General features: G+C 70.2%; 15 protein-coding genes. 6 read left to right on the top strand and 9 right to left on the bottom strand.

The window, feature by feature from the left end; genetic code table 11:
- Positions 1-60: 60 nt before the first annotated feature.
- Positions 61-1,389, bottom strand: a complete 1,329-nt coding sequence (locus tag ACTH43_RS01520) for an MFS transporter (RefSeq protein WP_441443157.1) — start codon at positions 1,387-1,389, stop codon at positions 61-63.
- Between the two features lie 215 nt (positions 1,390-1,604).
- Here ACTH43_RS01520 and ACTH43_RS01525 point away from each other — a divergent pair, with 215 nt between their 5' ends.
- From ACTH43_RS01525 to trpB, 3 genes are all read left to right on the top strand, one after another.
- On the top strand, positions 1,605-1,850 hold the full coding sequence (locus ACTH43_RS01525; protein ID WP_441443158.1) for a type II toxin-antitoxin system Phd/YefM family antitoxin: 246 nt from the start codon (positions 1,605-1,607) through the stop codon (positions 1,848-1,850).
- Complete coding sequence (locus ACTH43_RS01530; protein ID WP_441443159.1) at positions 1,847-2,236, top strand: type II toxin-antitoxin system VapC family toxin; 390 nt, start codon at positions 1,847-1,849, stop codon at positions 2,234-2,236. Before ACTH43_RS01525 ends, ACTH43_RS01530 begins: the two co-directional genes overlap by 4 nt.
- 238 nt (positions 2,237-2,474) lie before the next feature.
- Complete coding sequence (gene trpB, locus ACTH43_RS01535; protein WP_441443160.1) at positions 2,475-3,851, top strand: tryptophan synthase subunit beta; 1,377 nt, start codon at positions 2,475-2,477, stop codon at positions 3,849-3,851.
- Positions 3,852-3,960: 109 nt separating this feature from the next.
- Here the strand turns inward: trpB and ACTH43_RS01540 are convergent, their stop codons facing one another.
- Positions 3,961-5,052, bottom strand: coding sequence for a histidinol-phosphate transaminase (locus ACTH43_RS01540; RefSeq protein WP_441443161.1), 1,092 nt, complete (start codon positions 5,050-5,052; stop codon positions 3,961-3,963).
- A gap of 108 nt (positions 5,053-5,160) precedes the next feature.
- Here ACTH43_RS01540 and ACTH43_RS01545 point away from each other — a divergent pair, with 108 nt between their 5' ends.
- Positions 5,161-5,574, top strand: coding sequence for a phage holin family protein (locus ACTH43_RS01545; RefSeq protein ID WP_441443162.1), 414 nt, complete (start codon positions 5,161-5,163; stop codon positions 5,572-5,574).
- 96 nt (positions 5,575-5,670) lie between these two features.
- Positions 5,671-7,086, top strand: a complete 1,416-nt coding sequence (gene purB, locus ACTH43_RS01550; RefSeq protein ID WP_441443163.1) for an adenylosuccinate lyase — start codon at positions 5,671-5,673, stop codon at positions 7,084-7,086.
- A gap of 150 nt (positions 7,087-7,236) precedes the next feature.
- On the opposite strand, the gene ACTH43_RS01555 is transcribed toward purB, so the two are convergent.
- Entirely contained in the window at positions 7,237-7,926 is a 690-nt protein-coding gene (locus ACTH43_RS01555; protein ID WP_441443164.1) for an SDR family oxidoreductase, read from the bottom strand.
- A gap of 97 nt (positions 7,927-8,023) precedes the next feature.
- Here ACTH43_RS01555 and ACTH43_RS01560 point away from each other — a divergent pair, with 97 nt between their 5' ends.
- Positions 8,024-8,776, top strand: coding sequence for a CPBP family intramembrane glutamic endopeptidase (locus ACTH43_RS01560; RefSeq protein ID WP_441443165.1), 753 nt, complete (start codon positions 8,024-8,026; stop codon positions 8,774-8,776).
- A gap of 82 nt (positions 8,777-8,858) precedes the next feature.
- Here ACTH43_RS01560 and ACTH43_RS01565 read toward each other — a convergent pair whose 3' ends face one another.
- The 6 genes from ACTH43_RS01565 to pstC form a co-directional block, all read right to left on the bottom strand.
- The gene (locus tag ACTH43_RS01565; protein ID WP_441443166.1) at positions 8,859-9,185 is read right to left on the bottom strand and encodes a rhodanese-like domain-containing protein; all 327 of its coding nucleotides are present in this window, start codon (positions 9,183-9,185) and stop codon (positions 8,859-8,861) included.
- 179 nt (positions 9,186-9,364) lie between these two features.
- Positions 9,365-10,711: an FtsX-like permease family protein gene (locus ACTH43_RS01570; RefSeq protein ID WP_441443167.1), complete on the bottom strand. Its 1,347-nt coding sequence runs from the start codon at positions 10,709-10,711 to the stop codon at positions 9,365-9,367.
- On the bottom strand, positions 10,708-11,475 hold the full coding sequence (locus tag ACTH43_RS01575) for an ABC transporter ATP-binding protein (protein ID WP_441443168.1): 768 nt from the start codon (positions 11,473-11,475) through the stop codon (positions 10,708-10,710). Before ACTH43_RS01575 ends, ACTH43_RS01570 begins: the two co-directional genes overlap by 4 nt.
- A 627-nt stretch (positions 11,476-12,102) precedes the next feature.
- The gene (pstB, locus tag ACTH43_RS01580) at positions 12,103-12,888 is read right to left on the bottom strand and encodes a phosphate ABC transporter ATP-binding protein PstB (RefSeq protein WP_441443169.1); all 786 of its coding nucleotides are present in this window, start codon (positions 12,886-12,888) and stop codon (positions 12,103-12,105) included.
- A 28-nt stretch (positions 12,889-12,916) separates the two neighbouring features.
- Positions 12,917-14,080, bottom strand: a complete 1,164-nt coding sequence (gene pstA / locus ACTH43_RS01585) for a phosphate ABC transporter permease PstA (RefSeq protein ID WP_441443170.1) — start codon at positions 14,078-14,080, stop codon at positions 12,917-12,919.
- 9 nt (positions 14,081-14,089) lie between these two features.
- Positions 14,090-15,052, bottom strand: a complete 963-nt coding sequence (pstC, locus tag ACTH43_RS01590; RefSeq protein WP_441443171.1) for a phosphate ABC transporter permease subunit PstC — start codon at positions 15,050-15,052, stop codon at positions 14,090-14,092.
- Between the last annotated feature and the right edge of the window lie 168 nt (positions 15,053-15,220).

A 15,220-nucleotide genomic window follows, 5' to 3' on the forward strand; every position in this document is an offset into this window, starting at 1 on the left:
GGGAGGAACGCTACGTCAGGGTACTGGGATGCGGCAAGCCCTCAGCAACCCAGGGCCGGGTCAGAGCCGGCGCCAGCGGCCCGAGCGCCAGACGTCGCGCCACAGCGGCACCTCCTGGCCACGAGCGGCCATCCTCCGCCGCAGGTTCCGGCGCGTGATCAGCATCCCGGCCACCCCGATCGCGAGCATCGGCAGCTGCACGGCGAAGGCGAGCCGAAAGGCCGCCAGGTCGTAGTTGCCGTCGGGCCGCAGCAGGTCCAGCACCACGCCGATGAGCAGGATCGAGATCAGACCGCCGATGAAGCCGCCCATGATCACGACCCCGGTCGCGGTGCCCAGCCGGTGCCGGGCCAGATCCGTGCGCGGGAAGTCGAAGCCGACGCTGCTGGCGGGACCGCCGATCGAGAAGCCGGCGACCAGCAGGATCAGCAGCCAGATCGGCGCCGGGCCGGGCCACAACACGAGTGCGAGCAGCGGCACCACGATGCTGACCACGATCAGCAGCACCAGGGTCGAGCGGCGCAGCGGGTGGCGCTGGGTGAGCGAGCCGATCACGGGCCCGGCGATGATCGCCACCACCACCAGCACCGTCATCACCGCCGAGGCGGCAGGCCGGCTGAGCCCCTCCCCCGCGGTGAGATACGGGTATCCCCACATCATGGAGAACGCGATACCGGTGAAGCCGGCGGTGAAATGCATGAAGAAGCCCAGCTGGGTGGAGGGGTGGCGGATGATCCGCACCAGCACCTGCGGGATCCGGCGCAGATCCTGCTTCACCCGGGGGCGCGGGATCCTGGCCGGGCTCGCCCGCACCACCAGCAGGACCAGCAGTGCGGCCACCGCGCCGAGGGAGGCGGCCGACGTGAAGGCGGTGCCCCAGCCGGCGAGACTCAGCAGCGCCACGAAGGGCACGGCCGAGGCGATCTGTCCCACCTGGCCGAGGATTCCGGTGAGCTGGGTGAGCAGCGGCACCCGTCCCGGAGGGAACCAGGCCGGGACCAGGCGGATCGCGCTCGAGAAGGTCAGCGCATCACCGGCGCCGAGGATGATCCGGGCGATCATCGCGGTGCCCACGGTCTCGGTCTGCGCCATCAGCAGCTGCCCGATGCCCATCAGCAGCGCCCCGGAGACCAGGGTGACGCGAGAGCCGTAGCGATCCAGCAGCATGCCGGCAGGGACCTGCGCGAGGGCGTAGACGCCGAGCTGGAGCACCACGAAGCTGGAGACGATGGTCGCCGAGGCGCCGAAGCGGTCCGCCGCCTCGAGCCCCGCGACCCCCATCGTGGTGCGCTGCAGCACCGCGATCGAGTAGGCCGTCACGGCCGCGATCCACACCAGGTACGCGCGGGGCCCTCCGAGTGCGGGGGCGGGCGCGGGGGGCGTGCTCATGGATGGTCCTTCGGCAAAGTCGGGCAGTCGTCGGGCAGTCGGACCGGACGCCTCGGGCGCCCTTCCCGCAGCGGCTGGGTCCCGACCACCTCCGAGGCTATCGGTGCGAGGCACCTCGGCGGTAGTGATGTCCGCCCAGGGCAGCCGAAGTGGACGGGTGGACAGCCGTCCCCACGGGGCCGACACAAGTGCTACACGAACGCTACAATGGTCGCATGAAGACGATCAGTCAGCGCGAGCTGAGGAACGACTCGGCCGCCGTCCTGCGCCAGGTGACCCAGGGAGAGTCGTTCCGGGTGACCACGCGCGGAACCCCGGTCGCTGTGGTCTCCCCCATTTCCGAGCAGCCACTCGACGGGCTGGTCCTGCGCGAGGGTTCCGGCGACTTCTCCTTCCCTCCCGGAGCGCAGATCCAGGAGTCCGCCGGTGACGCGCTCCGCGAGCTGCGTGGCGATCGATGATCCATCTGGACACCTCCGCACTCGCCAAGCTCCTCGTGGAGGAGCCCGAGTCTGATCCCCTCCGCGCCCATCTGGTTACCCAAGGGCAGGCGGGCACACAGTTCGCGATCTCCACGATCGCCACGGTCGAGCTGCGGCGGCTGGCGATCCGTCTCGGCCTCGAGGCGTCCCGGGTAGAGCCTGTGCTGCGGCCGTTCCACACCCTTCGACTCACCGAGGGCATCCTCGCGCTCGCGGGCCGGTTGAGCTTTCCCCATCTGGGGACGTTGGATGCGATTCATGTCGCGACCGCACTGACCGCGGAGGCGGGCACTCTGCTGACCTATGACACTCGCCAGGCGGAGGCCGCCGCCATCGAGGGGCTCACGATCCTGTCCCCGGCGTGAGGCCCTGACATGGCGGCCCTCACTGCGCCCAGCCACTCCTGGCTACCACGGTGGACTTGGCACCGTGACGCCCTGGCTCTGGGCTATTGTCCGTGCCATGCGCATCGCGAAGATCAGCTGGTGGGCCGTCTGAGGGCGGTCCCCTGTCGCATGTGCTGACACAGAAGCCGCCCACTGCCGGGCGGCTTCTTTCTGCAATGGAGCAGCCCGCGACGGGCCCGTACATCGGAGAACCCTCATGACCAGCACCGTCTCGTCCGCCGCATCGTCGGACACTCCTTCCTCGGATATCCCCGTCCCGGCAGCATCGGCGCCCGCCGCCTCCAGCTCAGCCGCCTCAGCCGCTCCGGCGGCGCATGAGCCTCACACCCTCGCCGAGGCCACGACCCTCACCCACTCCCCCGAGTTCGCCGGGAACACCGGAGGCCGCTTCGGGGAGTTCGGCGGTGCGGTCCTGCCACCGCCGCTGGTGGGTCCGATGGCGGAGGTTGCCGCGGCCTATGAGGAAGCACGCCACGATCCGGAGTTCTACACCGAGTACTCGCGCCTGCTGCGGGACGTCGTGGGCCGACCCTCCCCGATCTCGAGCGCGGATCGCCTCTCCGGTGCCCTCGGCGGCGCTCGCATCCACCTCAAGCGCGAGGACCTGAACCACACCGGCGCGCACAAGATCAACCACACCATCGGCGAGGCGCTGCTCGCGAAGCGGATGGGCAAGCGCACCCTGATCGCCGAGACCGGCGCCGGCCAGCACGGCGTGGCGCTCGCGACGGCCGCAGCCCTGGTGGGGCTCGAATGCGAGATCCACATGGGTGCGGTGGACGTCGCCAAGCAGCACCCGAACGTGGTGCGGATGCGTCTGCTGGGCGCGAAGGTGGTCTCCGTCGAGGTCGGTCAGCAGACCCTCAAGGAGGCCGTGGACTCGGCATTCGCCGTCTACGCGGCAGACCCTGCCCGATACCTCTTCGCGATCGGCTCGGTCGTGGGGCCTGCCCCCTTCCCCGATATGGTGCGCGACTTCCAGTCCGTGGTGGGGCGCGAGGCGCGGGCCCAGCTCCTCGCCGCTCACGGGCGGCTGCCGGATGCGGTGATCGCCTCGGTGGGCGGCGGCTCGAACGCGATGGGCGCCTTCACCGGCTTCCTCGAGGACCGCGAGGTGCGCCTGATCGGTGTCGAGCCCGGCGGCCAGGGCGACGAGCCCGGCCAGCACGCGGCGACCATGACCTTCGGCACCCCCGGGATGCTGCACGGCATGGACACCCTGGTGCTGCAGAACTCCGACGGGGAAGCCGCAGAGGTCCAGTCGATCGCCTCCGGGCTGGACTACCCCGGGGTGGGCCCGCAGCATGTACACCTCAACAGGCTGGGCCGGGTCGAGTACGTCAAGGAGGGCGACGAGGCGGTGCTGGAGGCCTTCCAGCAGCTCAGCCGCACCGAGGGCATCATCCCGGCGCTCGAGTCCGCGCACGCTCTGGCCCACGCGATCCGCATCGCCCCGTCGCTGCCCGCCGACTCACACCTGTTGGTGAACCTCTCCGGCCGGGGCGACAAGGACATCGACTACGTCGCCGAGCGGATCGGGATGCGCGGAGAGGCCGACGAGGTCGTGCGCTGAGCGCTTCACCGCCTGGTGCGGGGAGTGCCGGGCGCGGGGTGCGATGCCGCACCTCGCGCCGGCGTCGAGCCTGCACAGGTGCTGGTGCTGGGCAGGCTGGACGGCCTGCTCAGCGCTCGCGCCAGGCCCCGCCGACCTCGATGATCAGATCGTTCGCCTCCTGCTCGGCGATCGTGGCACGCACCCCGTCAGTGCCGTAGGCCCGCAGCACGAGACCTCGCGCATCGGCGAACTCGGCGAAGGCCGCGGAGTCCTCGCCGAGCGGGAAGTACACGAAGTTGCCCTGGCTGACGGGCAGCTCCCAGCCCTGGCCGGCGAGCGCGTGCAGCACCCGCGAGCGCTCGGAGCGGATCCACTCCGCGCGGCGCTCGAGCTCCTCCTGCACCGCGGGGTCCAGACTTGCCAGCGCCGCGGCCTGTGCGGGGACGCTCGTGCCGAAGGGCACCGTGACCTGGCCCAGCGCCCGGGCGAGTCGTGGGTGAGCGACGGCGTAGCCGATCCGTAGGCCGGCCAGCCCCTGCAGCTTGGAGAAGGTGCGCAGCAGCACCACGTTGCCGTGGCGGCGGAAGATCCCCGCGGTGCCGAGCACGGTGGCGGGGTCGTGGAACTCTCGGTAGGCCTCGTCGATCGCGACCACCACGTGGTCGGGGACCTGTGCCAGGAACTCCTCGACCTGCTCGGTCGAGAGCGACGGACCGGTGGGGTTGTTCGGGGTGCACAGCAGCACCAGGCGGGTGCGGTCGGTGATCGCCGCGGCCATCGCCGGGAGATCGTGCTCACCGCTCGCGGTCAGCGGCACCGGGACGGGGACCCCGCCGTGGGAGCCGACGAGGATCGGGTAGGCCTCGAAGGAGCGCCAGGCGAAGACCACCTCGTCCCCCTCCCCCATCACGGCACGCACCAGGTCGCCGGAGACGGCGACCGATCCGGTGGACAGGGCGATCTGGGAGGGGTCCACGCCGTGCTTCACGCCGAGCGTCTCGCGCAGCGCCAGGGCGGCCGCATCCGGATACCGGTGCGCCCCGTCGAGGGAGGCGATCACGGCGTCGCGGACAGCGTCGACGGGTGCGAACGGGGACTCGTTCGAGGAGACCTTGTACCGCACGATGCCGTCGTCGGCCGCAGGCTTGCCGGGGACGTAGGCGGGCAGGTTCTCGAGGGTGGAGCGCAGGCGGACGTTCTCCAGTGGCTGGTCGGACATGCCGCAAGGGTATGCCGCACGTGCGCCGTCGGGGCGGGTTGTCCGGGGCACAGCAAGGATGGGGATAGCCCCACTGGCGCCCTCAGGATGAGTGCAGATAATGGAGCCATGAGATTCCTCGGCCACATCATCGTCACCGGTCTCGCGCTGTGGGTCACCGCGCTGATCCTGCCCGGCATGCATCTGGGCGACGACAGCGCGAGCGTGCTCACGCAGGTCCTCACCATCGGGGCGATCGCGCTGATCCTCGCAGTGATCAACGTGATCGTGAAGCCGATCCTGGAGTTCCTCACCTTCCCCATCACCTGTCTCACGCTCGGCCTGTTCCAGCTGGTCATCAACACGCTCATGCTGCTGCTGGCGAGCTGGGTCTCGGCCCTGGCCGGACTGACCCTGCAGTTCGACAGCTTCTGGTGGGCGCTCGGGGCCGGCGTGATCATCGGCATCCTCTCGGCGATCGTCGAAGGGGTCACCGGGCTCGGTGACGAGCGGGGACGTCGCAGCTACTCGAGCGGCGAGTGAGCATCCCGCCCGCATACCCATGACGCGAAGCACCTGAGCCGTCCGTCCGGCGGCGCGCTCGTCGGCCGGGCGATCGAATCTGGGAGAATGCTCCCCATGGCTCACTCCTTCGCGGACATCACCCCGCAGATCGCCCTGACCCCGCTCGACGGCCGCTACCGCGCGCAGGTCGCGCCGCTGGTGGACCACCTCTCCGAGGCGGCGCTGAACCGCTCCCGCCTGGTGGTCGAGACCGAGTGGATGATCCACCTGCTCGATCAGCAGGTCATCCCCGGCCTGCGCACCCTCACCGAGGACGAGCGAGCCCTGCTGCGCGCCATCCCCGAGGACTTCGGCGCAGACGGCATCGCCGAGCACGCCGAGATCGAGCGCGAGACCGTCCACGACGTCAAGGCGATCGAGTACTACATCAAGCGCCGCCTGGCCGGCACCTCCCTCGAGCCGCTCGCCGAGGTGGTGCACATCTACTGCACCAGCGAGGACGTCAACAACCTCTCCTACGCCCTGATGGTCAAGGGCGCGGTCGAGCAGGTGTGGCTGCCCGCGCTGCGTGACGTGATCGGGGACCTCACCGCCCTCTCTAAGGCTGCAGCCGAGGTGCCGATGCTCTCGCGCACCCACGGCCAGCCCGCGACCCCCAGCACGCTCGGCAAGGAGATCGCGGTCTTCGCGTTCCGCCTGGGTCGCCAGGAGCGCCGGATCGCCGCTGATGAGATCCTCGGCAAGATCAACGGCGCGACCGGCACCTACGCCGCGCATGCCGTCTCCGTGCCGTCAGCGGACTGGGAGCAGGTCTCCCGCACCTTCGTGGAGCACCTGGGGCTGACCTGGAACCCGCTGACCACGCAGATCGAGTCCCACGACTGGCAGGCCGAGATCTACTCGGACATCGCCCGCGCCGGCCGGATCCTGCACAACCTCGCGACCGACGTGTGGACCTACATCTCGCTGGGCTACTTCCGTCAGCGCCTCTCCGCGCAGGGCGGCACCGGCTCCTCGACCATGCCGCACAAGGTGAACCCGATCCGCTTCGAGAACGCCGAGGCGAACCTCGAGATCTCCGGGGCACTGCTGGACTCCCTGGCCTCGACTCTGGTCACCACCCGCCTGCAGCGGGACCTCACCGACTCCACCACCCAGCGCAACATCGGCCCGGCGCTCGGGCATTCGCTGCTGGCGATCGCGAACCTCCGCAAGGGCCTCGCGGGCCTGGACGTGGACGCCGACGCCATGGCCGCCGATCTCGACGGGAACTGGGAGGTGCTCGGCGAGGCGGTGCAGTCCGTGATGCGCACCCTCGGCGTGCAGGGCGTGCCCGGGCTGGACAACCCCTATGAGCGGCTCAAGGACCTCACCCGCGGCCACCGCGTGGACGGGGAGGGCATGCGCGAGTTCGTCGGGTCCCTCGGGCTGCCCGCGGAGGAGCAGGAGCGGCTGCTGGCGCTGACCCCGCACAGCTACGTCGGCTATGCCGGGCAGCTCGTCGACCACCTGGACGACAAGCAGGCCTGAGTCGGACGGGCGGGCACGACTGTGCCCGCCCCCGGCCAGCGGGGCACCCCGGTCAGCAGGGCACTCCATCGTCGGAGCACCCCGGTCAGCAGGGCGCTCCGTCAGCGGGGCACCCAGGTCAGCAGGGCGCTCCGTCGTCGGGACCCCCGGTCAGCGGGGTCTGACCGACAGGGTGTCGATGCTGGCATCCGTCGGCAGGCGCAGTGCAAGCGCCACGGTCGCGGCGACCGTGGCCGGGTCCATGTAGTCCTCGGCACGGAACTCGCCGCCCTCGAAGACGCGCAGCTCGCGCTGCATATCGGTGGCGACCCGTCCGGGATGGACCGAGCTGACCCGCACTCCGTGCTCGCGCTCCTCGGCGCGCAGCGAATCCGTCAGCGCACGCAACGCGAACTTCGAGGCGCTGTACGCGCCACCGCCCGGCCCGGCGGTGAAGCCCGAGCCGGAGTTGATCGTCACCACGGTGCCGCGAGCGCGGCGCAGAGCCGGCAGCAGCAGCCGGGTCAGCTCGGCCACGGCCACCACGTTGATCGCGAAGGAGCGGCTCCAGTCCGCAGCGGCGAGATCTGCGACGGTGCCGCTGACCAGGATCCCGGCCGAGTGCACGACACCGGCGAGCCCGTGCGGAAGCTCCAGCGCCCCCACGGCGCGCTCGAGAGCGGCGGAGTCGGTGAGCTCGGCGACGAAGGGCTGCGCCGAGGGGAACTGCGCGGCGAGCTCCTCGAGGGCAGCCGCATCACGGCCGCCGAGGAGCAGGTGGTGATCGGTGGCGAGCTCCTCGGCGACGGCGCGGCCGATGCCGCGGCTGGCTCCGGTGATCAGAACAGCAGGTGAGGTCATGCCCCGAGTCTGGCACGGGTCCGCTGCGTGCGACCGTCGCTGCCCCGCCCGTCTGCCTTCCCTGCCCGCCAGGTGAGAGCATGTGCGGGTGGAGCTCATGACCCCCAGCCGGCGCTGGCTGCGCGCCGAGGTGCTGATCGTCCTCGCCCTCTCCCTGGGCCGCAGCGCGGTGTACTCGCTGCTCGCCCTCGCCCAGGCCCTTGCAGCGGGGCCGCTTTCCAGCCAGTCCACCGCGCTGAACTCCTCGCTGCGGGAGGATGCGTGGCTGGACTTGCTCTACCAGCTGCTGTCGATCAGTTTCGCGCTGGTGCCGGTCGCGCTGGTGGTGCTGTTGCTCGCGCTGACCGCAGGCTCGCTCCAGCAGGCGCTGCGGGATCTGGGAATGGATCTGGGCCGGCCGCTGCGGGATCTGCTGCACGGCGTGCTGATCACCGCCGGGATCGGTCTGCCGGGCCTCGCGATCTACTACCTGGGTCGGTTGCTGGGCGCGACGGTCGAGGTGATCCCCGCGGCGCTGGACACCCACTGGTGGACCCTGCCGGTGCTGGTCCTCCATGCGGTGAAGAACGCGGTGCTGGAGGAAGTGATCGTGGTGGGCTACCTGTTCCAGCGGCTCGAGAAGCTCGGCTGGTCACCGCGGCGGATCATCGTCGTCTCCGCCCTGCTGCGCGGGGCCTATCACACCTATCAGGGGGTGGGCCCGGGGCTCGCGAATCTGGTCATGGGGCTGGTGTTCGGCGAGTGGTACCGGCGTACCCGGCGGACGTTGCCGCTGGTCATCGCGCACACCCTGCTGGATGTGCTCGCCTTCGTGGGCTACGCCCTGCTGCAGGACTTCATCTCCACCTGAGGCCGGGCCGAGGTGCTGCGCGCCGGCTGCTGATCTCAGCGGCAAGGGATCTTCGAGTCGAGGCGCCCGGAAGCGCGGAGCCTCAGAGGACGTACGCCTCGCCTTCGCCGTCGGCGACGATCGGCAGGCCGGACTCGAACCACAGGTCCATCCCGCCGGCGACGTTGACCGCCTCGAAGCCGTTGGCGTTGAGCCACTGGGCGACCTGGAAGCTGCGGCCGCCGCTGCGGCACACGATGTACAGCGGGTCATCGGTCTCGGGCAGCTGGTCGAGGTTCTCCATCAGCGTGCTGGCCGGGAGGTGCTGGGCGGTCGCGGCATGGCCGGCGTCCCATTCGTTCTGCTCGCGCACATCGATGAGATGCACGCCCTCGGGGACCGCGTTCGGAGCAACGTTCTCGAAGTTCATGGATCCAGCCTAATGGCCGCCGGGAGTTCGATGCGGGCCGACGGGCGACCAGCCCGGGAAGGGGCCGGTCGTCCGTCGGTAGCAGTGGCCCCGCTCCGGGCGGTCCTGGGCTCCGTTCAGGCGGAACCGGACTCCGCTCAGGCGGTACTGGAATCCGCTCAGGCGGGACGGAACCACGCTCAGGCGGCGCGCGTCGCGAACCGCTTCACCAGGGGCGAACCGACCAGCACCGCAGCGATCACCAGGGCGTAGGCACCGAGCACGCTGGCCAGATACTGCACGGCCATCGTCGGGTCGCTCGGGGCGCCGCCGAGGAAGGTGGTCAGCACCAGCAGCGCGGTGCCGGTCGCGATGATGGAGCTCAGCGCCACGGGCACCGCGATCTCGGCGAGGCGGGCGCGGTGCAGCTGACCCACCTCGGCGCCGGCGATGTGCTGGGCGCGCAGGCGTGGGGCCTGGTCGATCACCCGGGCGGTCTGGGAGACCCCGGTGCTGACCGCGGCGAGCACCGCGGCGATCCCCAAGGTGAGCAGGCCACCGGTGGTCATGGCGGTGAACATCATCGCCTCCTCGGGATTGGTCGCTTCGCCGAGGGTGGCGATCATGGTGAGGAAGCCCGCGATGACCAGTGCGAAGGTGATCCCGGAGACGGCTCTCCAGCCAGCCCGCGGATCACCGGCGAGGCGCCGCGCCCCGACCATCAGCGAGGGAGTGGGCGCGGTCTTCGCGAGCAGCAGCGCGGTGACCCACACGATGAAGGGGCCCACGACATTGATCCCCGCGACGATCGCGGCGATGAACAGGATCATGATCGCGATCAAGACCCCCGTGCCCGCTTCGCCCAGCAGCATCCCGCCGACGTTCATGAATGCCACGAACCCCACGATCAGCACTGCCCAGAGCACCACGCGCAGCACCGACAGGCGCACCACCCGCGAGTCACGTGCCACGCCCAGCGGGCTGAGCACGACTCCGGCGAGGGAAACGGCCGCAGAGCCGGCGGCGATCAGCACGAGCGCGACCACGAGCACGGGATAGGCCCACACCGGCAGCAGCAGATCGGGGACGGTGAACGGGGCGATCCCGAAGTCGAGACGGGTCAGGGCCGGAGTCACCGCCACATGGGCGCCGAGGCCGAGCACCGCGCCGAGCAGTGACTGAGCGGCGACGTCGAGCACCGCGACCGAACCGACCTGGCCGCTGGTCCCGCCGACCAGACGCATGGCGGCGAGGTCCTGCTCCCGGCGCGCGAGGGACAGCCGTGCGGCGGAGCCGCCGAGGCCGACGGCGCTGGGCACCAGCAGCACTGAGGCGATCAGCGCACAGATTGCGAGGAACGGCATGACCGAGGCCTCTCCGGTCATCGGCACATCGCCCGGAGGGACCCGGCCGACGAATGCTGCGGCGCCGCCGATCACCGTCGCGGTGATCGCGGTGGCGGCGGCGAAGGCGATCACGGGCAGGATGTCGGCGAGGGCGCCGCGTCGGCGCAGCAGCAGCGGGGCGGAGGCCAGCAGGGCGTTCATCGGGTATCTCCGGTGGTCATGGCAGTCGCTCCGGTGGTCGTCGCTCCGGCCGTCGCGGCCGTCGCCTCGGGGCGCACGTACTCCTGCGCGATGCGGCCGTCCTGCATGGTGACGGTGCGGCGGCAGGCGGCGGCAACCTTCGCATCGTGCGTGACCATCACCAGCGCCGCACCGGTCTCCCGGCAGGAGTCCACCAGGATCTGCAGCACGGTCTGGCCGGTGGCCTGGTCCAGCGCGCCGGTGGGCTCGTCTGCGAAGACCACCGAGGGGCGCCCGGCGAGCGCCCTGGCGATGGCCACCCGCTGGGCCTGCCCGCCCGAGAGCTGGGTGGGGCGGCGGTCGTGCATGCCGGACAGGCCCAGTCGGTCCAGCCAAGACGCCGCCTCGGCACTCGCGGCGCGTCGGGAGGTGCCGCCGAGCATGCGCGGCAGGATCACATTCTCGAGCGCGGTCAGCTCAGGCAGCAGCTGGCCGTCCTGGAAGACGAAGCCGAAGTCGCTGCGGCGCAGCCGGGTGCGGCGGCGGTCCCCCAGTGATGCGAGGTCGGTGCCTTCGTGCAGGACGGTGCCGGAGGTCGGGGTGAGGATGCCGGCGAGGATGTGCAGCAGGGTGGTCTTGCCGCAGCCGGAGGGGCCCATCACCGCGAGCGAATCGGCGCGGGCGATGTCGAGGTCCACGCCGTCCAGCGCCCGGGTGGTGGTGCCGGCGGTGCCGTAGCTCTGGAGCAGCCCGCGGGCGGAGAGCACCGGTGAGGGGTGCATCATCCCGGGCTGCGCGACCTGGTGCGTGCCGCGCGGCGAAGGTGGGGCCGGTACGGGCTGCGACGCCGGGAGCGGGGCGGGCGTCGGTGTGGAAAGGGCCGTGTGTGCGAGCGGGCTGGTGTTCATGCCCCAAGATTCCCGCGCGCACCGCTCTCGCCGCATCCGCCCCGGGGGCCGTTCCTCCCGTCACGGGTCAGACCCTGGTCTGACCCGCCCGGGCTACCGGGATCCGGTGCGGGGCTGACCGGCGCGAGATACCGGGATCCGGGGGCCGGACTGACCGGCGCGGGGACGCGTTGCGGGCCACGCCCGCCCCACCACGCGGCACACCGAACACGCGCGCCGAACGTGCACGTAAAGCGCGCACGAGTTGCGCGCGTACACCGCGCGCATGCGTAGCGCGGCACGCCGAACGAGAACACCGATACCTACCGTAAACGGGAGATATCGGTGTTCTCGAGCGGGGGCCGCCGGCGTGTTCCGGCGGGGCGCGGCGTGTCACGGCTGCTGCCGGCGTGTTCGGCGGGGCGCGGCGCGCTTCGGCGGGCCCGGCGCGCTTCGGCGGGCCCGGCGCGCTTCGGCGGGCTCGGCGTGCTTCGGCGGGCGCCGGGGTGTCTCGACCGGGCCGGATCAGCCGAAGCGGCCGGAGATGTAGTCCTCGGTCTGCTTGTTCGACGGGTTGGTGAAGATCGTGTCGGTGTCGTCGATCTCGATGAGGTGCCCGGGCTTGCCGGTGCCGGCGATGTTGAAGAAGCCGGTGCGGTCCGAGACGCGGGAGGCCTGCTGCATGTTGTGGGTCACGATCACGATCGTGTACTCCTGCTTCAGCTCGTGGATCAGGTCCTCGATCGCGAGGGTCGAGATCGGATCCAGCGCCGAACACGGCTCATCCATCAGCACCACCTCGGGCTGCACCGCGATGGTGCGGGCGATGCACAGGCGCTGCTGCTGGCCGCCGGAGAGGCCCATGCCGGGCTTGTCCAGGCGGTCCTTGACCTCGTTCCAGAGGTTCGCGCCCTTGAGCGCCCGCTCGGCGAGCTCATCTGCCGCGGTGCGGGAGATCCGGCGGTTGTTGAGCTTCACCCCGGCCAGCACGTTGTCGCGGATCGACATGGTCGGGAAGGGGTTCGCCTTCTGGAACACCATGCCCACGCGGCGGCGCACGTTGACCGGGTCGACCTTGGAGTCGTAGATGTCCTCGCCGTTGATCTCGACCCTGCCCTCTGCATAGGCGCCCGGGATCACCTCGTGCATCCGGTTCAGGGTGCGCAGGAAGGTCGACTTGCCGCAGCCGGAGGGGCCGATCAGGGCTGTCACCGAACGGGGCCGGATCTGGACGTTGACATCCTCCACAGCGAGGAAGTCGCTGTAGTAGATGTTGAGGTCCTCGACGTTGATGGGCTGGGGGGCTGCCATCAGATGTCCTTTCGCGTAGGGCGACAGCTCAGCGACTGAGCTTCGGGGAGAAGTAGTGGCTGACCATTCTGGCGGCGATGTTGAGCACCATCACGATGATGATCAGGGTGAAGGCGGCGGCCCAGGCACGATCGATGTTCGTCGTGATCGAGCAGGCGTACACCTCCTGGTTGACCGGGTTGGTCACCGTATCGCTCATGCAGTTCGCGTTGCCGTTGCGGTACTGCTGGTTGATGAAGGTGGGCAGTGTCGCCATGCGGCCGTCGAACATGTTCCAGTTCACCGAGGTCACCATGCCCACCGTCAGCAGCAGCGGGGCGGTCTCGCCGATCACGCGGGCGATGGCGAGGGTGATACCGGTGGTCAGGCCCGCGATGGCGGTGCGCAGCACGACCTTGACGATGGTGAGCCACTTCGGCACGCCGAGGGCGTAGGCGGCCTCGCGCAGATCCATCGGGACCAGGCGCAGCATCTCCTCGCTGTTGCGCACCACGGTGGGGATCATCAGCAGGGACAGCGCGACCGCGCCCATGATGCCCATGCGCACGCTCTGGTCCGGCATGAAGGCGATGAACAGCGCCAGGCCGAACAGGCCCGCGACGATCGACGGGATCCCGGTCATGACATCGACCAGGAAGGTGACGCCCGTGCCGAGGGTCTTCTTCCAGCCCTGATCCGCGTATTCCACCAGGAAGATCGCGGTGAACAGGCCCACGGGGATGGAGATGATCGAGGCCCACAGGGTGATCAGCAGGGTGCCGACGGTGGCGTGGAACACGCCGCCCGCGTCGGCGCCGCCGATGATCCCGGACATGTCGGTGGTCCAGAAGGCGAGGATGCTGGGCTTGGCCGCGAGAACGCGGGTCAGGCCCCTGCCGACGACCGCCCAGAGCAGCGAGAGCAGCGGGAACATCGAGACGGCGAAGGCCCCGATGACCAGGAGGGTCACCAGGCGGTCCATGGCCCAGCGCGGACCTTCGCGCACCAGCGAGTAGGTCCAGCCGAACAGCAGGTGCAGCACGAAGCCGAGCAGGATCGCGCTGGCGACGGAGAGGGCACCGGCGATGGACAGCACGGCGACCGCGACCAGCAGCCCGGCGAGACCGGTGAAGACCAGGTGGTACCAGGGCAGTCGGCGTTCGTCGTTCGACCGGACCGAGATGGGTGCCTGCACGGATGTGGAGGAGCTCATGGTGACCTCTCAGCTCTTGGGGCCGCTGCGGGCGACGATCCACCGGGCGAGTGCGTTGATGATGAACGTCAGCACGAACAGCACCAGGCCGGTGAAGATGAGCAGGGACATGTCCACGCCGGACGCCTCCGCCTGCTTGGACGCGATGTTCGCAGCGATCGAGTTGTGGCGTCCCACCTCGAGGATGTGGAAGGAGAAGGTCGCGCCCGGGGCGAGGATCATGAGCACGGCCATGGTCTCGCCGAGAGCGCGGCCGAGCCCGAGCATCGAGGCGGCGACGACACCGCCGCGCCCGAAGGGGAGCACGACGGTCCGGATGGTCTCCCAGCGGGTCGCGCCGAGAGCGAGCGCGGCTTCCTCCTGCAGGCGCGGGGTCTGCAGGAACACCTCGCGGGAGACCGCGGTGATGATCGGCAGGACCATCACGGCGAGCACCACCGAGGCGGAGGCGAGGTTGCGCATCGGCGCGGTGGGATCGCCGCCGAACAGCGGGATCCAGCCGAAGTAGGTGTTGAGGAAGACGTACAGCGGCTCCATCTTGGGAACCAGCCAGATGCCGCCCCAGAGGCCATAGACGACCGACGGCACCGCGGCCAGCAGGTCGATCATGTAGCCCAGGCCCGAGGCCATACGGCGCGGTGCGAAGTGCGAGATGAACAGGGCGATGCCGATGGAGATCGGGATCGCGATGGCCAGAGCGATCGCGGAGGCGAGCACGGTGCCGAAGATCAACGGCAGCGCGGTCTCGATGAGAGAGAACTCCGCGGTGCCCGAGAACTCCTGGCTCGCGATGACAGCCGGCATCGACTCGGTGGTGAGGAAGACGGCCACTGCGGCGAGGGTGAGGAAGATGAGGATGCCCGAGCCGATGCTCAGGTAGGAGAAGATCGAGTCGCCGATGCGCCGGCCGCTGGTCCTCATGGACGAGGGCGGTGCGGTCAGTGATTCCGATTCGACATCAGTGGTGCTCATAGGGGCCTTCCTCAGAGCTCACGGGCAGTGGAGTGGTGCAGAGTGCCGAGTCACGGGTGTGGCGCCCGGCCACCCCGGGCCCCGCCGCCCAACCCCGAGGGCGCGCACGGCAGCCCACCGTGGTGGCCGCGCAAGATAGCTGAGCCCCACAGGCCCGGCCCAGCGAGG

It is taken from the genome of Brachybacterium sp., from assembly GCF_052095815.1.
Classification (GTDB): Bacteria; Actinomycetota; Actinomycetes; order Actinomycetales; family Dermabacteraceae; genus Brachybacterium.

Coding starts and splice junctions, on each gene's coding strand:
- ACTH43_RS01520 (WP_441443157.1), bottom strand. CDS start 1,389: ATGAGCACGCCCCCCGCGCCCGCCCCCGCACTCGGAGGGCCCCGCGCG.
- ACTH43_RS01525 (WP_441443158.1), top strand. CDS start 1,605: ATGAAGACGATCAGTCAGCGCGAGCTGAGGAACGACTCGGCCGCCGTC.
- ACTH43_RS01530 (WP_441443159.1), top strand. CDS start 1,847: ATGATCCATCTGGACACCTCCGCACTCGCCAAGCTCCTCGTGGAGGAG.
- trpB (WP_441443160.1), top strand. CDS start 2,475: ATGACCAGCACCGTCTCGTCCGCCGCATCGTCGGACACTCCTTCCTCG.
- ACTH43_RS01540 (WP_441443161.1), bottom strand. CDS start 5,052: ATGTCCGACCAGCCACTGGAGAACGTCCGCCTGCGCTCCACCCTCGAG.
- ACTH43_RS01545 (WP_441443162.1), top strand. CDS start 5,161: ATGAGATTCCTCGGCCACATCATCGTCACCGGTCTCGCGCTGTGGGTC.
- purB (WP_441443163.1), top strand. CDS start 5,671: ATGGCTCACTCCTTCGCGGACATCACCCCGCAGATCGCCCTGACCCCG.
- ACTH43_RS01555 (WP_441443164.1), bottom strand. CDS start 7,926: ATGACCTCACCTGCTGTTCTGATCACCGGAGCCAGCCGCGGCATCGGC.
- ACTH43_RS01560 (WP_441443165.1), top strand. CDS start 8,024: ATGACCCCCAGCCGGCGCTGGCTGCGCGCCGAGGTGCTGATCGTCCTC.
- ACTH43_RS01565 (WP_441443166.1), bottom strand. CDS start 9,185: ATGAACTTCGAGAACGTTGCTCCGAACGCGGTCCCCGAGGGCGTGCAT.
- ACTH43_RS01570 (WP_441443167.1), bottom strand. CDS start 10,711: ATGAACGCCCTGCTGGCCTCCGCCCCGCTGCTGCTGCGCCGACGCGGC.
- ACTH43_RS01575 (WP_441443168.1), bottom strand. CDS start 11,475: ATGATGCACCCCTCACCGGTGCTCTCCGCCCGCGGGCTGCTCCAGAGC.
- pstB (WP_441443169.1), bottom strand. CDS start 12,888: ATGGCAGCCCCCCAGCCCATCAACGTCGAGGACCTCAACATCTACTAC.
- pstA (WP_441443170.1), bottom strand. CDS start 14,080: ATGAGCTCCTCCACATCCGTGCAGGCACCCATCTCGGTCCGGTCGAAC.
- pstC (WP_441443171.1), bottom strand. CDS start 15,052: ATGAGCACCACTGATGTCGAATCGGAATCACTGACCGCACCGCCCTCG.